Source organism: Nocardia sp. Marseille-Q1738 (assembly GCF_965283145.1).
Genome location: NZ_CBDIMS010000004.1, coordinates 233,582 through 248,641, shown reverse-complemented (window position 1 = coordinate 248,641; position 15,060 = coordinate 233,582). Strand labels below are relative to the sequence as shown.

16 protein-coding genes are annotated in these 15,060 nt (G+C 67.8%); 10 read left to right on the top strand and 6 right to left on the bottom strand.

Annotated features, from left to right (window positions below; all coding sequences use genetic code 11):
• From ACWPXK_RS17905 to ACWPXK_RS17890, 4 genes are read left to right on the top strand one after another with little or no spacing between them, the layout of a single operon-like run.
• On the top strand, positions 1-1,407 hold the full coding sequence (locus ACWPXK_RS17905) for a nucleotidyltransferase family protein (RefSeq protein ID WP_454197268.1): 1,407 nt from the start codon (positions 1-3) through the stop codon (positions 1,405-1,407).
• Entirely contained in the window at positions 1,404-2,138 is a 735-nt protein-coding gene (locus ACWPXK_RS17900) for an HAD family hydrolase (RefSeq protein WP_454197267.1), read from the top strand. The genes ACWPXK_RS17905 and ACWPXK_RS17900 overlap by 4 nt, the downstream gene beginning before the upstream one ends.
• Positions 2,123-3,064, top strand: a complete 942-nt coding sequence (locus ACWPXK_RS17895; protein ID WP_454197266.1) for a diacylglycerol/lipid kinase family protein — start codon at positions 2,123-2,125, stop codon at positions 3,062-3,064. Before ACWPXK_RS17900 ends, ACWPXK_RS17895 begins: the two co-directional genes overlap by 16 nt.
• Entirely contained in the window at positions 3,061-3,840 is a 780-nt protein-coding gene (locus ACWPXK_RS17890; RefSeq protein WP_454197265.1) for an SDR family NAD(P)-dependent oxidoreductase, read from the top strand. The genes ACWPXK_RS17895 and ACWPXK_RS17890 overlap by 4 nt, the downstream gene beginning before the upstream one ends.
• Before the next feature lie 43 nt (positions 3,841-3,883).
• On the opposite strand, the gene ACWPXK_RS17885 is transcribed toward ACWPXK_RS17890, so the two are convergent.
• Complete coding sequence (locus ACWPXK_RS17885; protein WP_454197264.1) at positions 3,884-4,303, bottom strand: hypothetical protein; 420 nt, start codon at positions 4,301-4,303, stop codon at positions 3,884-3,886.
• A 293-nt stretch (positions 4,304-4,596) separates the two neighbouring features.
• Between ACWPXK_RS17885 and ACWPXK_RS17880 the strand changes: the two genes are divergently transcribed.
• Together ACWPXK_RS17880 and ACWPXK_RS17875 are read left to right on the top strand one after the other, a co-directional pair.
• Complete coding sequence (locus ACWPXK_RS17880; protein ID WP_454197263.1) at positions 4,597-5,118, top strand: hypothetical protein; 522 nt, start codon at positions 4,597-4,599, stop codon at positions 5,116-5,118.
• Positions 5,119-5,278: 160 nt separating this feature from the next.
• Positions 5,279-5,725: a DUF6294 family protein gene (locus tag ACWPXK_RS17875; RefSeq protein WP_454197262.1), complete on the top strand. Its 447-nt coding sequence runs from the start codon at positions 5,279-5,281 to the stop codon at positions 5,723-5,725.
• A gap of 99 nt (positions 5,726-5,824) precedes the next feature.
• On the opposite strand, the gene katG is transcribed toward ACWPXK_RS17875, so the two are convergent.
• Both katG and ACWPXK_RS17865 read right to left on the bottom strand, forming a co-directional pair.
• Entirely contained in the window at positions 5,825-8,056 is a 2,232-nt protein-coding gene (gene katG / locus ACWPXK_RS17870; protein WP_454197261.1) for a catalase/peroxidase HPI, read from the bottom strand.
• 39 nt (positions 8,057-8,095) lie between these two features.
• Positions 8,096-8,512, bottom strand: a complete 417-nt coding sequence (locus ACWPXK_RS17865; RefSeq protein ID WP_454197573.1) for a Fur family transcriptional regulator — start codon at positions 8,510-8,512, stop codon at positions 8,096-8,098.
• A gap of 229 nt (positions 8,513-8,741) precedes the next feature.
• Between ACWPXK_RS17865 and ACWPXK_RS17860 the strand changes: the two genes are divergently transcribed.
• Entirely contained in the window at positions 8,742-9,068 is a 327-nt protein-coding gene (locus tag ACWPXK_RS17860) for a hypothetical protein (RefSeq protein ID WP_454197260.1), read from the top strand.
• A 132-nt stretch (positions 9,069-9,200) separates the two neighbouring features.
• Here ACWPXK_RS17860 and ACWPXK_RS17855 read toward each other — a convergent pair whose 3' ends face one another.
• Positions 9,201-9,557, bottom strand: coding sequence for a winged helix-turn-helix transcriptional regulator (locus tag ACWPXK_RS17855; protein ID WP_454197259.1), 357 nt, complete (start codon positions 9,555-9,557; stop codon positions 9,201-9,203).
• A gap of 57 nt (positions 9,558-9,614) precedes the next feature.
• On the opposite strand from ACWPXK_RS17855, the gene ACWPXK_RS17850 reads away from it, so the two are divergent.
• Positions 9,615-10,454, top strand: coding sequence for an NmrA family NAD(P)-binding protein (locus ACWPXK_RS17850; protein WP_454197258.1), 840 nt, complete (start codon positions 9,615-9,617; stop codon positions 10,452-10,454).
• Positions 10,455-11,432: 978 nt separating this feature from the next.
• Entirely contained in the window at positions 11,433-11,903 is a 471-nt protein-coding gene (locus tag ACWPXK_RS17845; protein WP_454197257.1) for a helix-turn-helix transcriptional regulator, read from the top strand.
• 83 nt (positions 11,904-11,986) lie between these two features.
• Here ACWPXK_RS17845 and ACWPXK_RS17840 read toward each other — a convergent pair whose 3' ends face one another.
• Both ACWPXK_RS17840 and ACWPXK_RS17835 read right to left on the bottom strand, forming a co-directional pair.
• A complete protein-coding gene (locus ACWPXK_RS17840; protein WP_454197256.1) occupies positions 11,987-12,316 on the bottom strand; it encodes a peptidoglycan-binding domain-containing protein in 330 nt (109 codons plus the stop codon).
• A gap of 131 nt (positions 12,317-12,447) precedes the next feature.
• The gene (locus tag ACWPXK_RS17835) at positions 12,448-13,566 is read right to left on the bottom strand and encodes a BTAD domain-containing putative transcriptional regulator (RefSeq protein WP_454197255.1); all 1,119 of its coding nucleotides are present in this window, start codon (positions 13,564-13,566) and stop codon (positions 12,448-12,450) included.
• A gap of 170 nt (positions 13,567-13,736) precedes the next feature.
• Here ACWPXK_RS17835 and ACWPXK_RS17830 point away from each other — a divergent pair, with 170 nt between their 5' ends.
• A complete protein-coding gene (locus ACWPXK_RS17830) occupies positions 13,737-15,056 on the top strand; it encodes a serine/threonine-protein kinase (RefSeq protein WP_454197254.1) in 1,320 nt (439 codons plus the stop codon).
• The last annotated feature ends 4 nt before the right edge of the window (positions 15,057-15,060 follow it).

Here is a 15,060-nt window from a genome sequence, read left to right as displayed (position 1 = left end):
ATGACCGACACCATGATCGCCGCGGGCGGGACGGACGCCGAGCGTCTGCTGGTGCACGCCGCGCTGGCCGCGCCGACCGAATCGGAGCGCGCCGAGCTGGCCGAGCTGGCGCACCGGGTCACGGACTGGGCGGCCTTCTTCGAACTGGCGCAACTGAACGCGACGGTTCCGCTGGTGCGGCGCTCCCTGCTCGCCGCCGGGGTGTATTCGCTCGTCCCGCCGTTGACTCGAGTACGATTCGACGCCGTCGCGGAGCGGATCGCGGCCGCGAACGACCGTCGCCTGGCCGGTGCGGTGGACCTGGTCCGCCGGTTCGATGAGCGCGGTGTGCGCTGCGTGGTGCTCAAGGGCATGCTCTTCGCCACGGAGATCTACCACGACCCGCGCTACAAGCGGATGAACGACCTGGACATCCTGGTGGAACCGGAGCAGGTCGACGCCGTCGTCGAGATCTATCGTGAGCTGGGGCTGTTCGCGACCTCCGAACTGCTGGGCAAGGCGCCCAAGGTGCGGACCGAGCGCTCGCACCACCTGCCGTCGTTCGTCTCCCGCGACGGCTCGCTCGTGGTGGGCACCCACTGGGGGCTGATCACGCCGCTGGCGCCCTACACGGTCGACTATGCCGCGATCTGGAAACGTGTGCGGCGGATCGACTTCCACGGTGTACCCGCGTGGGCGATGGCACACGAGGACAATCTGCATCACCTGGGCATCCACTTGCCCTACTACAAGACCGGCGTCCGCGAACTCGGGGACATCTGGAACCTGGCCCGGTACGCGGGCCTCGACCTCGACTACGACCTGCTCGCCGCCGAGATCGCGGCGGCAGGCAGCGAAGGGCTGATTTACCACGCCCTTTCGCTCGCCCACCGGCTGGTGCCCAACTCCAGCTTCGCCGTGTTGCTGGACCGGATCGCGCCGCGCGTGGACCGGTTCACTCGTGGCGACACCGCGCGCAAGATCGCCGACGTGCACACGCTGCTCCGCAGCCGCTCCACGCATACGTCCCGCATCGAGAAGGCCTACACCGAGTTCAACATGACCGCCGACGCACGCGAGAAGCTGGACGGCTTCGGCCGGCTGTGGTCCGGGCTCCTGCTGGTCCCGGGCGCGGAGGCGGCCCGGATGAGCTCGCTTCGCGACCCTGGCCCGCTGGCCGCCATCGGCGCGCGCGCGATCGCGCCGTACCGCCTGACCCGCGTATTCCAGCGCGACCTCGGCCGATGGCTGTTCCCCGCCGCGCTCGCCAAGACGGTCTACGACCTCGGCGCGGCATACGCCGGAGAGCTCCGGTCGCGCACCGGGCTCGGCGGTGCGCGACCCACACCGCCCGGCATCGACGAATACGCCGCCCGGCTCGGCCTGACCAGGGCGGATCTGCAAGCTGTACTGGACAGCCAGGAATGAGCGCGCGACGCACCGTGCTGTGGGACCTGGACGGCACCCTGATCGGACTGCGGCGGCGCACCTTCGCGACGCTGATGCCCACCGGGGCGGCCTGGGTGTTCCGCGATCTCATGCCCCCGCAGCGTTTCCTGCCGATGTTGCGCCGCACGCTGCGGGACGTGCGCGCCAACGACACCGACCACACCAATACGGAGCTGATGCTCCGACTCCTCGCCGAACGCGTGGGCACCAGCCGCGACGTGGCCGCGGCCCGCCTTGCGCGGCTGTCGGAGGTCGAATTCGTCCGGCTACGAGCGTGTTTCCCGCCGAGCCCGGCCGCGGTCGCGACAGTGCGCCGATTGGCGGCGGCAGGTGCTCGTCAGGTGGTCGCGACCAACCCGTTGTGGCCACGCAGCACGGTCGAGACCAGGATCCGTTGGGGCGGGCACGATCTCGCGTCGTTCGCGTTCACCACCAGCGGTGAGACCATGCGCCGCGCCAAGCCGCGGCTCGATTTCTATCGCGAAGTGCTCGACCACCTCGGCGCGGCGGCGGGGGATTGCGTGATGGTCGGCAACGATCCCGGGAGCGACGGACCCGCGGCGCACCTGGGGATTCCGGTGTTCCTGCTCGGCGCGCGGAGCACCGGCATACCACCCGCCGTCGCCCGCACCGGATTGGTCACCACGGGAGACCACCGCGCGCTGCGCCGGTGGCTCGGCATCGAGGAGGATTCGTGCTCGTCGTCCTGAACCCGCGGTCGAACGCGGGTACCGCGCTGCGGCGCTGGCAACAGGTGGAATCCGTGCTGCGCGCACGGCATCCGGACCTGTCCGTCGAACTGCCGTCCGGCCCGCAGCACGCCACCGAGATCGTGCGCGCGGCCGTCACCCGGCCGGATCCGCCGTCGGTGCTGGTCGCCGCCGGTGGCGACGGCATGGTGAACCTGGTGCTGAACGCCCTCATGGACCCCGCGACCGATCGTCCCCGAGCCGCCGAGCCGGCACTCGGCGCGGTAGGGCTGGGTAGCTCCAACGACTTCCACAAGCCGGTGCCCTCGAGCGCACGCGTCGGCGCCATCCCGGTGCGGCTGGACGCCGCGCGCGCCGACCTCGTCGACGTCGGCAAAGCCAGCGTGCTGCTGGCCGACGGCACGCGTGCCGTCCGCTACTTCTTGCTCAACGCCAGCATGGGATTGGTCGCGGCGGGCAATCATTCGTTCAACCACGCCACCGGCGTGGTCGGCTGGCTCAAGTCGCGCAGCGTCGAAGCCGCCATCCTCGCCACGGCGCTGGCCACCATCGCCACCCACCGGCCGCTGCCGGTCGCCGTGCGCGGGGGAACCTGGACCCACACCGCCCCGATCACGAACATCGGCGTGCTCAAAAGCGTGCACTTCGCAGGCGGTATGCACTACGACACCGAGGTCACCCGCGGCGACGGCCAGTTCGACGTGAACATCTGGGCCGCGGCGGGCAGGCTGCGAACCTTCGGGCTGATCGCCGGACTGTACGCCGGGCGCTTCCGGCGGTCCCGGCTGGCGGTGTGCCACCGGGACGCGGCAGTGGAACTGCGACCCGACCGTCCGGTGCCGCTGGAACTGGACGGTGAGATCACGATGGTGGAATCGGCGCGACTGGAAGTTCTGCCGCGGGTACTGAAGGTGTGTGCCGCATGACCGTCGTGCTCGTTACCGGAGCCGCGAACGGCATGGGCGCGGCCACCATGGAACATCTCGCGGCACTGGGATACACCGTCGAAGGATGCGACCGGGTGGCCGCGCCGGGTGTCGCCCGAGTGGACGTGCGCGACGCGGAAGCGGTGGACCGCTGGGTCCATGACGCGCACGCACGGCACGGCCGGATCGACGCGGTCGTCACCTTCGCGGCCTACGGCGTGGTCGGGGCGGTCGAGGAGACCACGCCCGAGGAAGCCGCGGCGCTGTTCGACGCCAACGTGTTCGGCACGCATCGGGTGCTACGAGCCGTGCTGCCGCTACTGCGGGACCAAGGCGCGGGCCGGGTGATCGTGGTGAGTTCGGGAGCGGGCGCCATCGCCGAGCCGTACGGCGGTTGGTACTCGGCCACGAAGGCGGGGGTCGAGCGGATCGGCGAGGCGGCGCGGATGGAGGCGGCCGGGTTCGGTGTACACGTGTCGGTGCTCATACCCGGATGGACCGTCACCCCGATCATCGACACGGCAGTGCACGTGGCCGCCCCGATCGCCGCATACGACCGCGACCGCGCGGCCGTGCTGAACCTGGTGCGCGGCTACCTGGCGGCAGGACAGCCCGCTGTGACGGTCGCCAGGAAGGTCGCGGCGATCCTCGCCGCCGACCGGCCACGGCAGGCCTACCTGTGCGGCCGGGACGTCCGGTTGTCCTTCTGGACCCGCAGGCTGGTCCCGGCCTTCGTCTACGAGCGACTGGTACGGCGTTATTACGGTTTTCGATAGTCGCGGTAGTCCGGGCCGGCCTGCCGGTAGCTCTCGAGGTCGCCTACAGGCACGCCGAGCCCAGATTTATGCCGTTGCCGACGTTCACCGTGATCGAGCCCTCCGATTCCGGTGTGTAATTGCCGCCCACGTATTTGGCACGTAGCACATGATTTCCGGTAGTGGTCGGCTTCCACTCGATTGTCGCGGTGAGGGAGACACCGGTGGTCGGCGTCGCGCGGTTCACCGTGGGCGTGACACTACCGAGGAAATTCCAGTCGTCCCAGAACTCCACCGGCGGAATATTGCTGCCCAATCCGAGTGCTGAACTGCCTGCCACCGTGGCCGTCGCCTGCACCGCACACCCCACCGCCGCTCTGCCGGACAGCGCCACCGTGGTGGTGACATCACCCGGCGCGGCGACGGCCGCGCCTTGCGCACTCAGCGAAACGGCCCCTGCTGCGACAACGGCCGCGAAAAGCACTGATCCAGACCGGAAAGAACGTGATACTGCGGCAAACCCTTTGATGGACAACATGTTCGGCTCCCGTACCTGCGAAACTATCGAATCCGATCAGTGTCGGCGTCGCATGTCCCCGCCGCAAGCCTTCAGCGGCATCGCAGGCCCCCGGGCTGGTCGCTCGGGGAGGCCGACCGCACGATGATTCGATGGCCGGGCGGGCGCCCCGGCAAGCGCGGCAGGGCATTCGGTGACTTGTAGGGTTCATGGCGGGCCGGAAGATGCCGGTCGGATGCGCGGAGAAAGGAACGGCGGGGATGTCGGACGCATCGGTCGAGGTGCTCTTGGACGACTTCGAGAACAAGGACAAATGGGAGCTCGCGGGGGAGGGAGCGAACCGGGCGCATCTCACCACGTTCGCCGAGGGCGCGCCGAGCAAGACGCCGGGCATCTACGCCGACGGCGTAGCGGGCGCCGACTACCGCGCGCTCGTGCTGTTGATCCGCTCGGCGACCGACGATCTCGAGGTCGACCTCGTGGCGAAGCCGGGCCAGTTGTCCTCGATCGCCGGGCGGTTCGCGGCCGTGCACCTATGGGTGCGCTCGCCGCATGCATCGATCCGGGTGTCGGCGCGCCTCAGCACCGAACAGGGCGAACGAGAACTGGTGCTGGGAAGCATCTCCGCCAGCGGCGAATGGCAGCGCCTCGAACATGAACCGGCCGACCCCATCGCCGACGCAGAACTCATCGCCCTGAAGATCCGGCTCACCGAGGTCGTCAGGCGGGAAGGCGAAGTCATGATCCTGCTCGACGACCTGACCGCCCGCACCACGGCCTAACCACACACCTCGATTCGAGTAGTCCCTCCGCTGCCGCTACGCGGCGAGTCCAGCCACTCCCGAGTACGCCGATACTCGTGAGCGTCGACGAGTCGGCCGCCACACTGAATCCTGCACCAGCCGTTCCGGATACGACGGCGACAACTGGCGGGAGAAAGCCATGATCAGATCAACTCGACGGACAGTCGTTGCTCGCATCGCCTCCGCGGCACTACTCGCCGGAGCCCTACTCGGCATTGTGCCGAGCCAGGCACAGGCCGACTCGTGGGAGCGACCGTTTGTCTGGAACCAGGACCTCCACGCGGGGGACTGCACCATGTTCGCGGGCGCCACGTGGCGGCTGCAACGAGACGGCTGGGCACATTTCACCGGGTCGGTGACAAGCGGGGACGACAACGATGCCTGGCTGATGTACGCCGAACTCTTCGACAGGGCCGGCCGGTACCGGGGCAACATCGTTGCGCAGCAGCCGGGCGTCGACAACATCCATCGGTTCGTGATCAACCTGCCTGACTCGGACCAGCGGTATTGGTGGGATGTCAGGGGTACGTACGATCCAGCGTTGTTCGACGAAGTCGGCCGGATCAACCTGCGGTCGCATTGCTGAACAACTGCCCGCATAGCTGCACCCCGCGAGCCGACACAGCTCGCGGGGTGCCGCATGAGGTGCGGATGCCCGGCCCACGAGCCGGACATCACACCGCGATCAGGCCAGCTCGAACCGGTCCAGGTTCATCACCTTGTCCCACGCGGCGACGAAGTCCTGGACGAACTTCCGCTTCGAGTCGTCGGCCGCGTAGACCTCCGCGAGAGCGCGCAGCTGCGAGTTCGACCCGAAGACCAAGTCCACGCGGCTGCCGGTCCACCGGAGTTCACCGGTGACGCGATCCTTGCCCACGTAGGTCCCGTCGTCGGCCGGCGACGGCTCCCACTTCGTGCCCATGTCGAGCAGGTTCACGAAGAAGTCGTTGGTCAACGACTCGGGGGCGGCAGTGAACACACCCAGCGGCGACTGCTTGTAGTTCGCACCCAGCACGCGCAGGCCACCGACGAGCACCGTCATCTCGGGGGCGCTCAGGGACAGCAGATTCGCCTTGTCGATCAGCAGGTACTCGGCCGGGAGCCGGTTGCCCTTTCCGAGATAGTTGCGGAAGCCGTCGGCATTCGGCTCGAGCGCGGAGAAGGACTCCACATCGGTCTGCTCCTGCGTGGCGTCCGTGCGTCCCGGCGTGAACGGCACCCCGACGTCGAATCCGGCGTTCTTGGCGGCCTGTTCGACGGCCGCGCACCCGCCGAGCACGACGAGATCGGCGAACGACACCCTCGCGTTGCCGGTCTGGGCGGAGTTGAAGGCCTCCTGGATCTCTTCCAGGGTGCGCACCACCTTGACCAGCTCGTCGGGGTTGTTGACCTCCCACCCGCTCTGCGGCTCGAGGCGAATGCGCCCACCGTTGGCACCGCCGCGCTTGTCGCTGCCGCGGAACGACGCCGCCGCCGCCCACGCGGTGGAAACCAGCTGTGCCACGGTCAGACCCGACCCCAGGATCCGGCCCTTGAGGGTGGCGATGTCGACCGAGCCGATGAGTTCGTGCGTCACCGGGGGCACCGGGTCCTGCCACAGCAGCGTCTCCTCCGGGACCAGTGGCCCGAGGTAACGGACGATGGGCCCCATGTCGCGGTGGGTCAGCTTGTACCAGGCCTTGGCGAACTCGTCCGCGAGTTCGTCGGGGTGGTCGAGCCAGCGACGGGTGATCTGCTCATAGACCGGGTCGAACCGCAGCGAGAGGTCCGTCGTCAGCATCACCGGGGTGTGGGTCTTCGACGAGTCGTGGGCGTCGGGCACCGCGCCCGCCCCGGCGCCGTCCTTGGGAACCCACTGCCACGCACCAGCAGGGCTCTTGGTCTTCTCCCACTCGTAGCCGTACAGAGTCTCGAGGAAGCTGTTGTCCCACGTCGTCGGGGTGGGCGTCCAGGCGCCCTCCAGGCCGCTGGTGATCGCGTCCTTGCCAGCGCCGGTGCCGAAGGAGCTCTTCCAGCCGAGCCCCTGCTCCTCCAGCGGGGCCGCCTCGGGCTCGGGACCGACGTGGTCGGCCGGTCCGGCGCCGTGCGTCTTGCCGAAGGTGTGGCCGCCGACGATGAGCGCCGCTGTCTCGACGTCGTTCATGGCCATGCGGTGGAACGTTTCCCGGATGTCGGCCGCGGCGGCGAGCGGATCCGGATTGCCGTTGGGCCCTTCCGGATTCACGTAGATCAGGCCCATCTGGACCGCGCCCAGCGGCTTCTCGAGGTCCCGCTCGCCGGTGTACCGCTCGTCACCGAGCCAGGTCTGCTCCGGACCCCAGTAGACGTCCTCCTCCGGCTCCCACTGATCGACGCGGCCGCCGCCGAAGCCGAATGTCTCGAAGCCCATGGACTCCAGCGCGACATTGCCGGCGTAGACGATCAGGTCGGCCCACGAGAGCTTCTTGCCGTACTTCTTCTTGACCGGCCACAGCAGGCGGCGAGCCTTGTCCAGGCTCGCATTGTCGGGCCAGCTGTTGAGCGGCGCGAACCGCTGCATACCGGCCCCGGCGCCGCCGCGGCCGTCGTTGATGCGGTAAGTGCCCGCGGCATGCCAGGCCATCCGGATGAAGAACGGCCCGTAGTGGCCGTAGTCGGCGGGCCACCACTCCTGCGAGGTCGTCATCACCTCCTCGATGTCCCGCTTCACCGCAGCCAGATCGAGAGTCTGGAATTCCGCGGCGTAGTCGAAATCCTCGTCCATGGGATTCGCGACAGCGGGGTTCTTCTGCAGGATCTTCAAGTTGAGCTGGTTCGGCCACCAGTCACGGTTGCCTCCGCCCTCGGTCGGGTACTTCAAGCGACCGGACGCAACGGGGCATCCGGTTGCTCCGGATTCCGTTTGAGCCTCTGCGATGGGCGGATGTTCCTGGGGCACGGGCGTTTCCTTTCGAGAAGGGAGTGAGTAGGGCTGTGGTCACTGGTGTGATCGGGAGGTCTCCGATGTCGAGCAGTCGGGGCAGAGACCCCAGTAGATGACTTCGGCCTCTTCGAGGACGAAACCGTTGTGATCCGACGCGTTCAGGCAGGGCGTATCGCCCACGGCGCAGTCGACGTCGGCGATGACGCCGCACGACCGGCACACGACGTGGTGATGGTTGTCCCCGACCCGCGTCTCGTAGCGCGCGACGGAGCCCATCGGCTGGATGCGCCGGACCAGTCCGGCGGCGGTCAGCGCTCGCAGCACGTCGTACACCGCCTGGTGGGACACGGCACCGAGGGTCTCGCGCACGCGAGCGAGGATCGAGTCCGTGTCGGAGTGGGGATGGTCGTGCACCGCGGTCAGCACCGCCAACCGTGGTGCCGTCACCCGCAGGGCCGCCCCGCGCAGCATGCGCTCGAAGTCTGAATTCGTGGGCACAGTCGAAGTGTGCCGTGTTTTCTGGAATCAATCAAGTATCTGACGGATGCAATATTGCAAATGTTGACATCGCCTGCTGTTGACAACATATGATGTCAGAACCTCGCACAGCCTGATCAACTCGATGCAGACGTCACCGCGAGAGCTGTGGGCACGCAGGCGCTTGGACCGATTCAGCAACGACCGTGGCAAGGGAGCAGCGGTGAGGGCGAAACCACCCGCGCTGGGATATCTCCGCAAGGATGTGTCGGGCGTGTCCCAGACCTGGGATGAGGCGCAGCTACAGAGCTTGGCGAAACGGCTGGGCTACGAGTTGTCCAAAACCGTGACCTTCGGCGCCGCCACCGACGAGCCAGTGGCCCGATTGATCGACGTCGTCCGCGCCTGCGCGGTCGATGCGGTCATCGCGCCAGGCCTGCACCACTTCGACGGGGCCGTACCCGAAGAATTGGTGGAGGTGTGCGATCTGATCACCGTGACACCGCAGGAGACCTTCTCGCGAACGGTCCTACCGCGGCTCTGGGCGTAGGTCTCATCCGCAAGGCTTTCCGCCCTGGATCCAGGTATGACCGCAGAACTACACCGCGTGTTCGCCGCTGTTGGGACATACGACGATCGCACGGCCGCTCATGTTGCGCTCCAGGCCTGACGGACAGCCGTGTCAATCGCCGACGAGAGGGTGTTCTTCGCCCCACCTGAGCATCGCGTACAGGACGTCGCTGAGACTCTCGCCATCCTCGGTGAGCTGGTAGACGACGCGGGGCGGCACTTCGGCGTACACGGTGCGCGTAAGGATCCGCTGGTGTTCCAGGGCACGGAGGCGGTCGGTGAGGGTCTTGGCACTGGGGGAGTCCAGGGCGGTACGCAGGTCGCCGAAGCGTTTCGGGCCGGAGAGCAGCTCCCGGACGATCAGCGTCGTCCACTTCCCGTCGAGGACCTTCAGCGTGCGCTCGACGCCGCACCCTCGCGGCGCGGCGGTGAGCAGCCGCTCGAGCTGCTCGCTCCCGCTAGTTTCCATATGGACACTATATTACTTTCTGGGTATTAGTTCATTCCGAAAACTAATGTCGCTGCCATGGAGAAACAAACCGTGATCGTCCATGGCGCGACCGGCGAGCAAGGCGCCGCTATCGTCCGTGGCCTCCTGAGCGCGGGACACCGCGTGCGGGGCATCGTCCGCCGTGTCTCCGGCTCCCGGCTACACCCGGACGCCGAGCCGGTCCGGGCGGAGCTGCTCGAACCCGGATCGCTCACCGCGGCGTACTCCGGCGCCGACGCCGTGATCGTCCAGTTGCCGCTGGTCTTCGCCGCCGACCTGGCTGTCCGGCAAGCGGAGGCGGTGCTGGCCGGGCTCCGGGCGGCTGGGGTGCGGCGGGCGGTCCTCAATCCAGGCGCGATGCTGCCGACCGCGCCCGTCGGCGTGCCCTTCGTGGATGCTCGCGTGCTGGTTTCGGCCGAACTGCCCCGTAGCGTCGAGGTCGCCACCGTGATCGGGCCCGCCCGCACCTACATGGAGAACCTCGCCGCGCCCTGGTCCGCCCCACTGGTACGTGCCGGGGAAGTCGCCTACCCGCTTCCGGGCGACCTGCCCGTCCCGTGGGTCGCGCTGGACGACCTCGGGACCGCCGTCGCCGCCCTGATCACCTCGACCGCTCCTCCGTCATTCCAGATCGTGGCCGGTCCGCAGGCCCTGACCGGAGACCAGGTCGCCGCCGAACTCAGCGCGGCCCTGGAACACCCCGTGCGGTGGAACGCCATAACTCCCGCCGCCTACCAGGAGATGCTGGCCCCGCACCTGGGAGCCGAGGCCGCCGAGGGGGTCGCCGCGGCATATACGCCACCGCGCCCCGGGAACGCCCCCACCTCCGCAACCCGATCCGTCGGCGGTAACGACCGGCGCCACCACCCTGCGTGACTGGGCGGCACGCCAGAACTGGCCCGCCTATGCCCCGAGGCCCGCTCTCCATCCTTGACGGGGAAGCCGCTTCGGGCACACCAGGACAAGCCACGGAACGCCCTTCGGAGAAATTTGTGGCCCGCCCAATGCCGCAGCGGCACTGGGCGGGCCACTTCCCCGTTGCCGAGCGAACGCCGCCACGTCCACCGGCCACGGCCATAGTACGCAATGGCGCGGTCATATAGGGGAAGCCACGCGAACACGGCGAGCATTGACCCGCAACCGTTTCAGGATCTGAACGGCCGTCCAACGGAAAGATACTGTGGGACATGCACTTCGGCGCGATTGCGTAGGCAGCGACGATCGGCTGCATCGGGTAATCCGCACGGAGCCATGGCGGTCAGCAGGACGAAACCGCCGGTCGGCAACCACGGGGAGTGAGATTCAGGCAATTGACCAGTGCACGCGTAACCCCGATCAACCAATGGTCCCGAGCAACGTCCACCGTGGACAGTGACGTCACCTGGCAAGTCGACGCGGTTGTACCGCGCGCTGTCAACGTGTTTCCGCCGTATTTGTTTGCGGGCGCTCGGGTGTGGAGGAAGCTGAATATGGGGGCGAACGAATCGGACCGGGCCCCCACAAGGTCAGCTTGCGCTGCCGCTTCCGGCTTGGAGAACGGCAGTCAAGAGGTCGGCGAGAACGGTGAGGATTTCCACAACTACTCCATCTTGTTCGGAAACTGGAAAGCCAGGAGTCTGTACGCCGCAATTGTCCTTTTCATGAACGTGATGTGAACAAGAAGAGTCGAAAGTCGACGGGCTGCGGATCGAATGTTTGTACCGACTTCTGATCAACCGAGTATCGCGGCGCAGAAAATCGGAGCAGTTCCGAGCACTACATTCATCCGCGGTACGGAGTGCTATTTCACTATGTGTTGCACTTTGCGACGGCGGCACGCGGGTCGGGGCAGTGACGGCGTAGACAGATGAGCGCATGCCACCAACAGAATCAGCGCGAAGAAAATTCGACCGACCGACGTGTGAGCACAAGCCTCCCCGCACGCCGTTGGGCGGGAAGGCTGGTACGTCAGCGCTCGCGACCTCGGCGCCGACAACCTGGTTCGCTTCCGGCTCAGCGATCCCCTCCATCGCCGCTGAATCGGAGCTGCCGCGGACTGCGGCCGTCATGACCGTGGGCGCTCTCGCACATCAGCCCCGAGGGGTGGGCTGCTCCCTCCGCCAACTCCACAAGGCGCTGACAACCGTGCAGACCAACCCCGCCCAGCTGCTGCGCAACACCAGGCTGGAGCGCGCACGACGTCGGCTGCAGGATCCGTTCAATCCCAACAGTGTCGACCACGTCGCCTTCAATTCCGGCTTCAGCTCTCTCAGCGCATTCAGAGAATCTTTCCGAACCCGGTACGGCGTCAACCCAGGACAGTTGCGCAAGAACCGAATTCGCTGATCGCGCACCCGCAACCCCACCACACCGGCGGCTACCTTCGGCTCGTCCCGGCGGCGATGCCGGGACGAGCCGGGCAGCGGTAGTCAGAGCGCGTACAACGCGGCCCAGGTCTGCGGTCCGACGATGCCGTCCGGCTCGAGTCCGAACGCAATTTGGACGCTCACCACGGCGGACTCCGTCTCGGGACCGAACGAGCCGTCGACCGTGACGCCGAGCAGGCACTGGGCCTGGCGGACCGCATCGCCACTGCTGCCGCGCTGGATCGTGGGCTGCGCGCTGGTGTACGCGCATCCCGCGCTGCGGGCAGCGTGTTGGGCGTCGTGGGAGGCGGGTGCGGCGACGGCGGGGCCGCCTGCGGCCGCGAGCACGGCGGTGGTCAGGGTGGCGGCGGCGATGAGATGACGAAGAGCCATCGGTTCCTCCAGATATCGAATACGAACGGTGAGCTTGTGCTCCCTGATCAGCAATGTATGGTTCGCGCCTTCGGGGATTCTGGAGGTTTTCTTCAGTGCTCGATCGCGATGGAAAGCCTTGTGGCGGTGGGTCAATCGCTGTGTGTCTCGAACCGCAACGTGGTGGAGCCGAGACGGATGACGTCGCCGTCGCGCAGAGCCGTATCGGCCCCGATCAGGACGTCGTTGACGTAGACGCCGTTCGCCGAATCGCGGTCCCGGATGAACACACCCTCATCGCGGTGCAGGATGCGTGCGTGCTTGCGGCTGACCCGGTTGTCGTCATCGATGACGACGTCGTTGCCCGGATCGCGGCCGATGCGCAGTCCGGCCGGCGGTATGGGGATCGGCACGCCGCCCGCGCCGCGCAGCCAGGCCTGCCGCCGCACATCGGGAGCATCTCGCAGCGTGGCGCGCTGCGTGAACGCGCCGTCGGGGAGCACCTGCTGATTGCGCACCGCGTCTTCCAGCGCCACGGTCCGCGGATCGGGATCGACACCTTGCTCCTCGCGCAGGTTCCGGCGGATGCGCAGGCACGCGGCCAGCGCGTCGGCTTGGCGACCGGTCCGGTACAGGGCGGCGATCAGCAGCCGCCAGAGTTGCTCGTCGAGCGGGTATTCGGCAGTGCGGGCGGTCAACTCGCCGATCACCCCGGCGACGCGCCCGCAGGCGATGTCCGCCTCGATCCGGTCCGCGACGGTACAGCGCTTCTGCTCGCTCATCTTCACCGCGAAGTTGGCGGCGAACCGGAAATCGTGCAAGTCGGCGACCGCGTCACCGCTCCACTCCGCCAGCGCGGCCGCGAAGTACCGGGCGGCGCCCTCGAGATCGTCGGCGTCCCTGGCCTCCGCACCACGGGCGAGAGCTCGCTCGAAGCGGCCCAGATCGCACTCGTCATCGGTGATGTCGAGCTGGTAGCAGCCTCCGGGCGCCGATCGGAGCAGACCGTCGGCTCCGGCGCCGCGCAGGGCGCTGCGCAGATTCGAGACGCAGACGTAGAGATTGTTCACCGATCCGCTCGGCTCGTCCTCCCAGAGCGCTTCGACCAGCCGCGGCTTCGTGACCGGATTGCCCCGGTTGATCACCAGGACGGCGAGCAGGGCCCGCACCTTCGTCCCGGACAGATCGATCGGGTGTTCGTCGACGAGCAGACGCACCGGCCCCAGCACGCGCACATCGAGCGGAAGCTGTTGGCGGTGTCCGGATTCCACTGCGTATCCTCCCAAAGAGATTGCCCGCGAGGCGGACTCGCGCCGCAGTCGTGGCGAGTGCGTACAGGATACGCGCAGCCACCCCGGCGGCCCTCGTGCGCGAATCGACCCTGCCCGACCGGATTCTCGGCGTTATTCTCGCCGGGGGAGTCGCTGAGGAGGATATGGGAGTGTCCACTGCGGAGCTGACGCCCGGTACCGAGCTCGCGGGATACGTGATCGAGCAGAAGCTCGGGTCCGGCGGCATGGGCACGGTCTATCTCGCGACGCATCCGAACCTGCCCAAACACGTCGCCCTCAAGGTACTCGCCGAGTCACACGATGCCGCGGGATTCATCAACGAGGCACGGATGGCCGCGCAGCTCGAACATCCGAACATCGTGGACATCAAGGACTACGGGGAGGTGGACGGCACACTCTGGATGTCGATGCAGTATGTATCCGGCGGCGATCTCGCCGAGCTGGTGGACGAGCATCGCAGGGGGATCGCCCCCGACCGGGCGCTGCACATCCTCACCGAGGTCGCGAAGGCACTCGACTTCGCCCATGCGCGCGGTGTCGTGCACCGAGATGTCAAGCCCGCCAATATCTTCCTCGCCCCGGGCGACGGTGGCGTCGACCGCGTGCTGGTCGGAGACTTCGGCATCGCGCGGGACGCGGACGCCACCGTCGCGACCTACACCGGCACGGCCAGCCGCACCGATGCGTACGCACCCCCGGAGCAGCGTGCGGGTCGCCGCGTCGACCGCCGCGCCGACGTGTACGCGCTCGGAGTCACCTGCTACGAGCTGCTCACCGGTCATCTGCCCACCGTGGTGGTCGGACGGGGCCGCGACCGGATACCTTCCGCCCTGCGTCCCGTTCTGGCGAAGGCGACCGCGGGCGAGCCCGACGACCGCTACCCGAGTTGCGGCGCGTTCGTGCAAGCCGTGGCCGCGGCACTGGGTGGCCGCTCCACACTCCGGCTGGTTACGCCAGCGCGGGTCGCCATCGCGGGCACGGTGGCGGCCGGGCTGGCGTTCGGCGCCCTGCTGTGGGCGGTTCGGTCGCCATCCGATTCGCGCGCATCATCCGATACGTCGGCACAGCCGAGTGCGGCAGCCTTTGCCCAGCGCTGTCACTTCACCACCGCGGTGCCGACCGGCGACGGCTACCACGCGCTGGTGCCGAGCACCGCGGATGGGGGGCGGCGGTGTCTACTGTCCTTCGCCGATTCCCACCCGGCGGGAGCGGGGGAAAGGACCGCGGCGCCCATCGAAGGAGTGCGTGCGCTGCAGGACGCATTGCGTCGCTGCTACCATCGCGAACTCCCCTCGGTAGACGGTATTTATACCTCCGCGACCGGCCTGGCCGTCCTCTACGTCCAGGATCTGCACCGAATCGATCAGGACGGCGTCTTCGGACCGCAAACCTCCGGTGTCATGCAATGGCCGCAATTCCGCGACAGCGACGGCGAATTCTCCGCCTGCGTCAGGATCGGCCCGCCGTAGCGTC

Bases quoted from the DNA above. Each gene is read 5' to 3' on its own strand.
- ACWPXK_RS17905 (WP_454197268.1), top strand. From the start codon at position 1: ATGACCGACACCATGATCGCCGCGGGCGGGACGGACGCCGAGCGTCTG.
- ACWPXK_RS17900 (WP_454197267.1), top strand. From the start codon at position 1,404: ATGAGCGCGCGACGCACCGTGCTGTGGGACCTGGACGGCACCCTGATC.
- ACWPXK_RS17890 (WP_454197265.1), top strand. From the start codon at position 3,061: ATGACCGTCGTGCTCGTTACCGGAGCCGCGAACGGCATGGGCGCGGCC.
- ACWPXK_RS17880 (WP_454197263.1), top strand. From the start codon at position 4,597: ATGTCGGACGCATCGGTCGAGGTGCTCTTGGACGACTTCGAGAACAAG.
- ACWPXK_RS17875 (WP_454197262.1), top strand. From the start codon at position 5,279: ATGATCAGATCAACTCGACGGACAGTCGTTGCTCGCATCGCCTCCGCG.
- ACWPXK_RS17865 (WP_454197573.1), bottom strand. From the start codon at position 8,512: ATGCTGCGCGGGGCGGCCCTGCGGGTGACGGCACCACGGTTGGCGGTG.
- ACWPXK_RS17855 (WP_454197259.1), bottom strand. From the start codon at position 9,557: ATGGAAACTAGCGGGAGCGAGCAGCTCGAGCGGCTGCTCACCGCCGCG.
- ACWPXK_RS17850 (WP_454197258.1), top strand. From the start codon at position 9,615: ATGGAGAAACAAACCGTGATCGTCCATGGCGCGACCGGCGAGCAAGGC.
- ACWPXK_RS17845 (WP_454197257.1), top strand. From the start codon at position 11,433: ATGCCACCAACAGAATCAGCGCGAAGAAAATTCGACCGACCGACGTGT.
- ACWPXK_RS17840 (WP_454197256.1), bottom strand. From the start codon at position 12,316: ATGGCTCTTCGTCATCTCATCGCCGCCGCCACCCTGACCACCGCCGTG.